An 8,426-nucleotide genomic window follows, 5' to 3' on the forward strand; every position below is an offset into this window, starting at 1 on the left:
TCCAGGGCCTCGCGGCCGGCGAGGCCGGGCACGTCGGCGAGCGCGCGGGCGGCGACGATCAGGGCCGTCGCCTCGTCGACCGACAGCCGCAGCGGCCGGTCGAGAGTCTGCGGATCGACGACGGTGATCTGATCACCGGAATAGCTCAGGTCGATGAGGTCCCCGGGCGCGCCGCCGGGCAGGCCGCAGACGAACAGCAGGTCGAGGTCGTCGCGCAGCTGGCGGGGGGTGACCCCGAAGGCCACCGCCGCCTCGGTCAGGGAGATCCCGGGATGCGCCCGCAACCAGGGGACGAGCGCGAGCAGCCGGCTCAGCCGGTCGGTGGCGGCGCTCACCGCGTGCCCGGAGCGAGCGCCGGACGATGAACCGGGGCGGGCACCGCACGGCGGATCATCGGGCGCTCACCGGGCGTTCGTCGCGGCGCACCCCCGCAGGTGGGAACGCCACGCCGCGGGCGGCGGTGCCCGCGAGCGTGGCGGCGGTGCCCGTGATGGCCGCCCGGAGCCGACCGACCACAGCCGCGCGCAGCTCGGGTGGGTCGACGACGACGACGTCCGGACCCGATCCGACGATCCACCGGGCGAGCTGTTCGGTGTCGGCGAAATCCATCTCCAGCAGATCCATGCCCGGCGGTGGATTCGTGTCCGGCGACGGATCGGCGTCGCCCGGCGACGGCGACGCCGCCGGGCGGGCGTACCGTCGCAGCGCGTGCGCGCTGCCCCGGCGGACCGCCAGCGTGGCGGTCCGGAAGCGGTCCGGGGGGCCTGCGCCGAGACCATCGCCCGCAGGTCGACCCCTGGCGGGACCTGGACCGCGCCGGCCGGTCCGACCATGCGCACCGGGCCGGTGAACCGGGACAGCCGGAACACCCGGGCCGCACCACGGTGCAGGTCGTGCCCGGCGAGGTACCACCGCCCCCGCCAGGACAGCACACCCCAGGGCTCGACGTGCCGGTCGGCGGAGTCCGTCTCACCGACCTTCCGGTACGGGAAGCGGATGGTCCGACCGGCCTGGACCGCCGCGAGGCGCTGCTCGAAGGCCGGCTCGGTTGCATCGACCCGCGGTTCGAAGCCGTCGAGCACGCCGAGCCCGCCACCACATCACCGCGGCCCCGCCCGCGGCGAGCTTGCGCAGGGCGCTGGCGGCGGGCCCGGCGAGCGCCGTGCTCGACCACAGCGAGCCGGCGACAGCCAAAGCCGCGGCCTCGTCCGGTTCCAGGGCGATGTCGGGCAGCGCGTAGTCGCCGCGGCGGATACGGTAGCCGATCTCGTTGCTGAACGCCGAGTCCGCGCCGGTCTCCAGGGGGATGCCGATCTCCCGCAGATACGCCTTGTCCCGCTCGAACATCCGCCGGAAGGCGTCCTGCTCTTCCTCGGTGCGCCCGGGCTCGTAGCCCTCCACCAGCTCGCCGATCTGGGACACGGTGAGGAAGCGCGATGTCGCCATCAGGCACATCGTCAGGTTGAGGAGCCGCTCCACCCGTCGCCGGGACACACCCGCAAAGGGTAGCCGCCGGAGTTCACCGGCCACGCACCACCCCGTCCCCGCCCCACCGCTGGCGCACCGGTCGCGCCCACCGGGCCACCCACGGCCGGGCCGGGTGAGGGCCGGTGGGCTACGGCTGGCCGGCGCCGGCCCCGACGCCCGACGTAGCCCCGACGCCCGGCGTGGCCCCGTCGACCGCGATCAGGTCCACCACGAACACCAGAGTGTCGTCGGCGAGGATCGTCGGCGGACGTCCCCCCACCGGGCCGTACCCGAGGTCGGGCGGGATGATGATCTGGCGGCGGCCGCCGACGCGCATCCCGTCGATGCCCTGCCCGAAGCCGGCGATCGTGCCGTCCAGCGGGAAGGTCGCCGGCTGGCCCCGCGCCCAGCTGCTGTCGAACTCCTTGCCGTCGCGCCAGAGCACGCCCACGTACCGGACGGTGGCGGTGCTGGTGGCGGAGGCGACCGCGCCGTGACCGGTCACGAGATCGGTGGTGACCAGCGTGGCCGGCGCCGTCCCCCAGCCCGCCGCGGAGATCGGCTTGCGGCTCAGGTCGGTGGCACCCGCGACCGCGGGGACCCGCCCGGAGGTGCCGTCGACGGCCGTCCGGGAGGGCACCGGCGCCGCCTTGGTGCCGTCGGGGGCGTCGGAGGCGCCGCAGCCGGCCAGGAGCGGGGCGAGCAGCACGGCGGGCAGCACGGCACCCGCGAGCAGGTGCCGGCGGGTGGCGGACGGCCGACGGCCGCTGCCACGCGAGCCGGAACGGGCTGACGCGAAGGGCAGGACGACGCCGGCGCGTCGCGGCACGAACATCACAGGGGCTCGAGTCCTCACATACTGGCGATGAGCTTGTCGACCCGATCGTCGACGGAACGGAACGGGTCCTTGCACAGGACCGTACGCTGAGCCTGATCATTGAGCTTCAGGTGGACCCAGTCGACCGTGAAGTCCCGGCGTTTCTCTTGGGCGCGCTTGATGAACTCGCCGCGCAGCCGGGCCCGGGTGGTCTGCGGGGGGCGTGACTTGGCCTCGAAGACGTCGAGGTCACGGGTGACGCGCTCGACCAGACCAGCCCGTTCCATCCGGTAGTACAGGCCCCGGTCACGGTGGATGTCGTGGTATTTCAGGTCGAGCTCGGCGACCCGCGGCGAGGCCAGCGACAGCCCGTGCTTGTGCCGGAACCGCTCGATGAGCACGTACTTCGTCACCCAGTCGATCTCACGGGCGACAAGCTCGAGGTCGTCGGTCTCGATCGCGAGCAGGGTGCGGCCCCACAGGTCGAGCACCCGCTTGGCGACCTCGTCCCCGCCGCGGCGCTCCACGAACTCGACCGCCTTGGAGTAGTACTCCCGCTGGATGTCCAGCGCGCTGACCTCACGCCCGTTGGCCAGCTTGATCCTGCGCTGGCAGGTCATGTCGTGGCTGACCTCGCGAATCGCCCGGATCGGGTTCTCCAGGGTCATGTCCCGCAGCATCACGCCGGCTTCGATCATGCGCAGCACCAGGTCGGTCGCCCCGAGCTTGAGCAGCATGGTCGTCTCACTCATGTTCGAGTCGCCGACGATCACGTGCAGCCGCCGGAACCGCTCGGCGTCGGCGTGCGGCTCGTCACGGGTGTTGATGATCGGCCGGGACCGGGTGGTCGCCGAGGACACCGACTCCCAGATGTGCTCGGCGCGCTGGGAGATGCAGTACACCGCGCCCCGCGGGGTCTGCAGCACCTTGCCCGCGCCGCACAGGATCTGCCGGCTGACCAGGAACGGCACCAGCACGTCCGCGAGCTTCGAGAACTCGCCGTGCCGGCCGACGAGGTAGTTCTCGTGACAGCCGTAGCTGTTGCCGGCGGAGTCGGTGTTGTTCTTGAACAGATGGATGTCGCCGGCGATGCCCTCCTCGCGCAGCCGTCGTTCGGCCTCGACAAGCAGGCCCTCGAGGATGCGTTCCCCGGCCTTGTCGTGGGTGACCAGGTCGGGCACGGAGTCGCATTCCGGGGTGGCGTACTCCGGATGGCTACCGACATCCAGGTAGAGGCGGGCGCCGTTCTTGAGGAACACGTTGCTGCTGCGTCCCCATGACACGACACGACGGAACAGGTACCGTGCCACCTCGTCCGGGGACAGCCGTCGCTGCCCCCGGAACACGCAGGTGACGCCGTACTCGTTCTCCAGTCCGAAGATGCGGCGGTCCACGTCTGCGACCCTATGCTCGAATGCCGCCTCGGCGCGCCGGGACGCTCGGGCCGGATGTCACCCTGAGGCGGATTCGCCCCTCCTGCGGACGGACGGGCCGACCGACGACCGCCAGGCCCAGCCCGACGACGAACCAGCCGGCGAGGACCAGTACCGGACGGCCACCGCCGGCACCGTCGAAGTAGGCCGTCGAGCGCAGCAGCGTGGCACCCGCCCCCGGCGGCGCGAACTGGCCGATGTCGCCCCAGGGCTGTGGCAGCATCTCCGGTGCGGAGGCCACCGCCGACAGGGCGGCACCAGCGACCAGAACCAGCACCGCGGCGACGAGACCCGGCACGCCCGCGACCGCACCGAGTCCCAGGACCGGCCCGGCGACGGCCAGCGCCAGCAACGTCACGACCGCCATAGTCGTCAGGAACTCCCCGGGCAGGACGTCCAACGCCCCCTGCAGCGCGACGGCCCCGGCGAAGCCGGAGAGCACCGCGAGCGCGGCGAGCCCGGCGAGCCGGATCACCCGCGACCCCACCATCCGCGCCAGCAGCACGCCGGCCGCGGTGATCACCAGCGTCAACGGGAGGTAACCGGCCGCCAGCCCGCCGCCGGTCTGGTCCCGTGGCGCGTTGGCCACCACGTCGACCACCGGGATCTCCAGACCTGGCATGAACACCCGGATGCCCCGGGTCAGCGCCTCGGTGACCGCCGGGCTCGCCGCGGAGGCGACCCGCAGGGTCAGGCCGTTGCCGCCGATGACGATCGCGGCGTAGGCGTCACGCTCGCGCAGCGCACGGTCGGCGGCGGCCACCGTCGGCACCGTGCGCACCGTGAGGGCGCCCGGCTCCACCCGGCTGATCTGGTCGGCGAGCGCGGTCGCCGCGGGTGCCGGGCCCACGGTGAGGATCGGCAGGTCCCGGGGGCGCAGGCTGGTGACGGACGTTCCGTACAGCCAGACCAGGACGCCCATCAGCAGGGCCATGCCGACGGTGATGACGGCGATCCGCCGGGCACCGGGCGTGCCGAGCCCGTCGACGCCGCCGAGCCGGGCCCACGCCCGTCCGGCCGGATCAGCCGGATCGGCCGGATCGGGCAGGCCGGGCAAGCCGGGCAGGCCGGTCTCGCCCGAGGCCAGTGGGGGCGACGGCGCCGAGTGTCCCGGCTGGGGGCGCTGTCCCGGAAGAGGATCATGTTCGCCGCCGCCACGATGCCGTCCCCCGCTCACCACAGGAGGGCTCCGACGGTCCGGTCGACGTGCGCCGGGTCCACCGCGCTCCCCCAGGTCGCCGCCACCCTCGGCAGTGGTTGCCTCACCGCGTCCTCCCTCCGTCCAGCGACACCCGCCAGGCCACTACAAGGAGTAGCGTGACGCCTTCATGTTGTCGAGGCCTGTCTGGTGGCGTGTCGCGGCCCGGCGTGTCCGGGTGAACCCGCCGGTCCGCGGCGGTTCCAGACACCAGGTGCAGGACAGGCGGATCGGGCGGGAAGGCTCGCCGGCGGAAAGGATGGCGCCATGGCAACCGGAACGAACGACGCGACGTCCCATCGAACACGACATCACGGCGAAGACAGGGCCCGGCTGCGGGCGCAGGTCGTCCGCGGCCGCGGCGGGCTGCCGCTCACAGTCCTCGCCCCGGCCGCGGAGGACCCGCCGCGCGGCGGCATGGTCGTCGTCCAGGACGCCCGAGGCATCACGCCGTACCTGGTCTCCGTCTGCGACCGGCTCGCCGGTGCCGGCTGGCTCGCCGTGGCCCCGCACCTGTATCACCGCGACGGGCTGGACGAGGTGGACCCGGCCGACGGCTGGGCCGCGGCCACGTCGACGATGGGCACCCTGTCCGGCGCGGGCATCGACGCCGACATCGACGCGGCGCTCGGGCACCTCCTCGACGCGGGCTTCCCCGCCGAGCGGAGCGCAGTCATCGGCTTCTGCATGGGTGGCACGGTCGCGCTGCACACCGCCACCCGGCACCCCCTCGCCGCGGCGGTGTCGTTCTACGGCGGCGGGGTCAGCACACCGTACTGGCCCGGCATCCCCGCCTTGGTGGAGGCGGCACCGTCGTTGCGCGGGCCGTGGCTCGGCCTCTACGGCGAGGAAGACGCCCTGATCTCCACCGACGAGATCGCCGCCCTACGGGCCGCGGCCGCACGCTCGGGCGCCCCGACGGAGCTGGTCAGCTACGCCGGGGCCGGCCACGCCTTCCACAGCGACGACCGGGAGGCGGTCTACCGCCCGGTCGCCGCGGCCGACGCCTGGTCACGGGCACTCGCCTTCCTCGACCGGCACGTCCGCCCCCGCTGAGGCGCCCGGCCGGCCAATCGAAGATCGCCACCATCGACATCGCGAGCATCACCCGCACGGCGCCCAGAGGTCACTCCGGTCGGCTTCCGACCCGGTCCCCCGCACCGCCACCACGCTGAGTTGCGGTGCCACCGGCTCGCGACCAGTGGGCCTGGGCGCACCGCCGACCGGAGCCCGCGCACGCAGGCGGCGTGTCGGCCGCCGACCAGGGATCTCCCTTACCCGCGCAGGACGTCCACCATAGTGGAGATGGAAAGGCCGAGCAGAACGAGGGCGGCGAACTGCTGGACCCGGCGCAGCGGAGCGACCCGCAGCAGGAAGTGGCCAAAGGCGACAGCCAGCCCAGTGACGGTGCACAGGGCCAGCAACGCGCCGACGCCGACGGGAATCGGGCGGTGGTAGCGGGCCGCGAGGGTGGCGGTGAGAATCTGGGTGAGATCACCGAACTCGGCGACGAGGACAACACCGAACGCCTCGGCCCATACGCGTCTCGCGGCGGGTCCCTCGACGCCGGCGGCCTTGTGCCCCTCCAGTTCGGCGGGGTCGGCGGGGTGGGAACGCAGGAGGAGGACCGCACCGACGAAGAACAGCGCCCCGGCGACCAACTCGACAGCCCTTCGGGGCAGCGCCGCGACCAAGCCGCCGACGGCGGTGGCGACGCCGACGTGCACTGCGAACGCTGCCCAAATCCCAGCGAGAACCGGCAGCGGCCGGCAGCGGGCACCCAGAACGAGTGCCGCCACGAACGTCTTGTCCGGCAGCTCGGCCGGGAAGACCACAGCGAAGGCGGTCGCTGCAATGATGATATTGTCCACGGCGAGCCCCCGCCGGCCCGGGGCCAGCCCACCCCGGCAGGGCGGCGTGTGATGAACCCCTTCGAAGGCTCCTGCCTGGTCGAACGGCATCCTACCCGGCCCGCGGACTTCACGAACCGCGAAACACTCCCCCGCGGGGACGCGGCAGCACAAGAACCGTTTGCCAGCTAGGGCTGACAATCTTGGTTCGGGGTCCCGAAATCACCATCCGTCCGGTCGCTACGCGGCTGCGGTGATCCGGTACACCTCGCGACGACCGGCGGGCGGACGGCCCGGAGACCCATCAGCGATCATGTCTGGCAGGACCGCCGGGCCCAGGCGGCGAACATCGCCGCGCTGATGAGGAGGTTGTTCTCGTCGCGGCTGAGGGACCACCACTGGTCCACCTCGTCCCGGGTCAGCAGTCCGGCTTCAATGATGCTCTCCTGGAACCGCTCCACGAGGAGCTGCCAGGCGAGCCACGACTCGCCGGTGCCGCGGGACTGAACGCCGTGGTACTGCGCGGACTCGTCGGTGAGGTCCAGGCTGAGCACATCGCCGAGGAGTCGGCGGCCATAGGTCGCGTCAAACCCGCCACCCTCGCCTATGAGCCCTTGCAGCGCGCGGACCATGGCGGTGTGTATCGGCGCCTCCGGGACGACCAGGTCGGCGCAGGTCCAATCGACCTCCTCGATCAGAAGCCAGCCGCCTGGTGCGACCGCCGCCGCGAGCCGTTGGAGCGCACGCCGATGGGGGTGGAGGTGTGCGATCAGGAGCCGGGCGTGGACCAGGTCGAACCGCGCGTGCGGAAGATCGTCGACCATCACGTCCATGCGCCGGACCTCGACCGGCTCCGGTAGCCGGTCGAGGAAGCGGATGTCGCGGTCCACCGCGAGGACGTGCCCCGTGGGGCCGACGACCTCGGCCAGGGCCCGGGCGACCGAGCCGGTGCCCGCGCCGACCTCGAGGCAGTGATGCCCAGCGCCGATACCCAGGGCCGCCACGAGCCGCATGGTGCCCGGGTCCCACAGCTGCGCCATCGCTTCGAGGCGGGTGCGCTCGTCCGGATGCCCCTGGTCCAACACGTAGGTGGACACATCAGTGCCCCCATGGTCGCATATGGCGTCGATCGACGTCCGCTGGGACTCCGACACGGATTATTCCTCGCCTCGCCGGGTGTTTACACCGGCGATCCGTTTCTCCTATCGAGTCATAGACGACCTTGCGGCGCACGGGGCGTTTATGTGAGCATTCCATCGACATCGCGACCGAATCGGTTCGAAGAATGTTCATCTCGTGGTAGTCGGCAGAGGCTGTCATCAACGGCACTGTAATCAACGGAACTCCAGCGAGATGATTTTGTGGCACCCGTGCCGAGAGAGGGGCGTGGACGTGTCCACTGCGCCGCAGGTTGTCTTCGACGCCTTTCACCCCATGCACCGATCCAACCCCTACCCGCGGTACGCGGCCGTCCGCGATTTCGCCGCACTGTACCCGATCAGTCCGGGTATTCTCATGGCGACACGCTACGAGGAGTGCTCGGCGGTTTTCACGGACGCGCTGTGGGGCCACGGCTACGAGGAGGGCATCAACCCCTTCCGTCCAGGAGTGGCTCCCGACGACGTGCCGGGGTCGATGCTGCGGATGGACCCGCCGGACCA

At 72.1% G+C, this 8,426-nt stretch carries 8 protein-coding genes and 3 pseudogenes; 2 read left to right on the plus strand and 9 right to left on the minus strand.

The features are described from left to right. The 7 genes and pseudogenes from ACY45C_RS12085 to ACY45C_RS12115 all read right to left on the minus strand — a co-directional run. Nucleotides 1-335, minus strand: a pseudogene (locus tag ACY45C_RS12085) (helix-turn-helix transcriptional regulator); the annotation flags it as partial. A 55-nt stretch (nt 336-390) separates the two neighbouring features. Continuing rightward, nucleotides 391-912 carry a WCX domain-containing protein gene (locus tag ACY45C_RS12090; protein WP_462187715.1) on the minus strand — a complete coding sequence of 174 codons (522 nt, stop codon included), beginning with the start codon at nt 910-912 and terminating at the stop codon, nt 391-393. Then, nucleotides 906-998: pseudogene (locus ACY45C_RS12095) on the minus strand (WYL domain-containing protein); the annotation flags it as partial. The pseudogene ACY45C_RS12095 and the gene ACY45C_RS12090, both read right to left, overlap by 7 nt. Then, nucleotides 970-1,446, minus strand: coding sequence for a helix-turn-helix transcriptional regulator (locus tag ACY45C_RS12100; protein ID WP_462187716.1), 477 nt, complete (start codon nt 1,444-1,446; stop codon nt 970-972). The pseudogene ACY45C_RS12095 and the gene ACY45C_RS12100, both read right to left, overlap by 29 nt. Nucleotides 1,447-1,615: 169 nt before the next feature. Next, a complete protein-coding gene (locus ACY45C_RS12105; RefSeq protein ID WP_462187717.1) occupies nt 1,616-2,305 on the minus strand; it encodes an FKBP-type peptidyl-prolyl cis-trans isomerase in 690 nt (229 codons plus the stop codon). 14 nt (nt 2,306-2,319) lie between these two features. After that, on the minus strand, nt 2,320-3,678 hold the full coding sequence (gene pafA, locus ACY45C_RS12110; RefSeq protein ID WP_462187718.1) for a Pup--protein ligase: 1,359 nt from the start codon (nt 3,676-3,678) through the stop codon (nt 2,320-2,322). A gap of 10 nt (nt 3,679-3,688) precedes the next feature. Further along, nucleotides 3,689-4,897: a hypothetical protein gene (locus ACY45C_RS12115; RefSeq protein ID WP_462187719.1), complete on the minus strand. Its 1,209-nt coding sequence runs from the start codon at nt 4,895-4,897 to the stop codon at nt 3,689-3,691. A gap of 285 nt (nt 4,898-5,182) precedes the next feature. Between ACY45C_RS12115 and ACY45C_RS12120 the strand changes: the two genes are divergently transcribed. Next, nucleotides 5,183-5,971, plus strand: a complete 789-nt coding sequence (locus ACY45C_RS12120; RefSeq protein WP_462187720.1) for a dienelactone hydrolase family protein — start codon at nt 5,183-5,185, stop codon at nt 5,969-5,971. Nucleotides 5,972-6,189: 218 nt separating this feature from the next. Here ACY45C_RS12120 and ACY45C_RS12125 read toward each other — a convergent pair whose 3' ends face one another. Further along, nucleotides 6,190-6,786 carry a TMEM165/GDT1 family protein gene (locus ACY45C_RS12125; protein ID WP_462187721.1) on the minus strand — a complete coding sequence of 199 codons (597 nt, stop codon included), beginning with the start codon at nt 6,784-6,786 and terminating at the stop codon, nt 6,190-6,192. A 290-nt stretch (nt 6,787-7,076) separates the two neighbouring features. Beyond that, nucleotides 7,077-7,919 (minus strand): class I SAM-dependent methyltransferase, encoded by an 843-nt coding sequence (locus ACY45C_RS12130; protein WP_462187722.1) that lies wholly within the window; start codon nt 7,917-7,919, stop codon nt 7,077-7,079. Between the two features lie 238 nt (nt 7,920-8,157). Between ACY45C_RS12130 and ACY45C_RS12135 the strand changes: the two are divergent. Further along, nucleotides 8,158-8,426: pseudogene (locus ACY45C_RS12135) on the plus strand (cytochrome P450); the annotation flags it as partial.

Source organism: Frankia sp. CcWB2 (genome assembly GCF_977927585.1).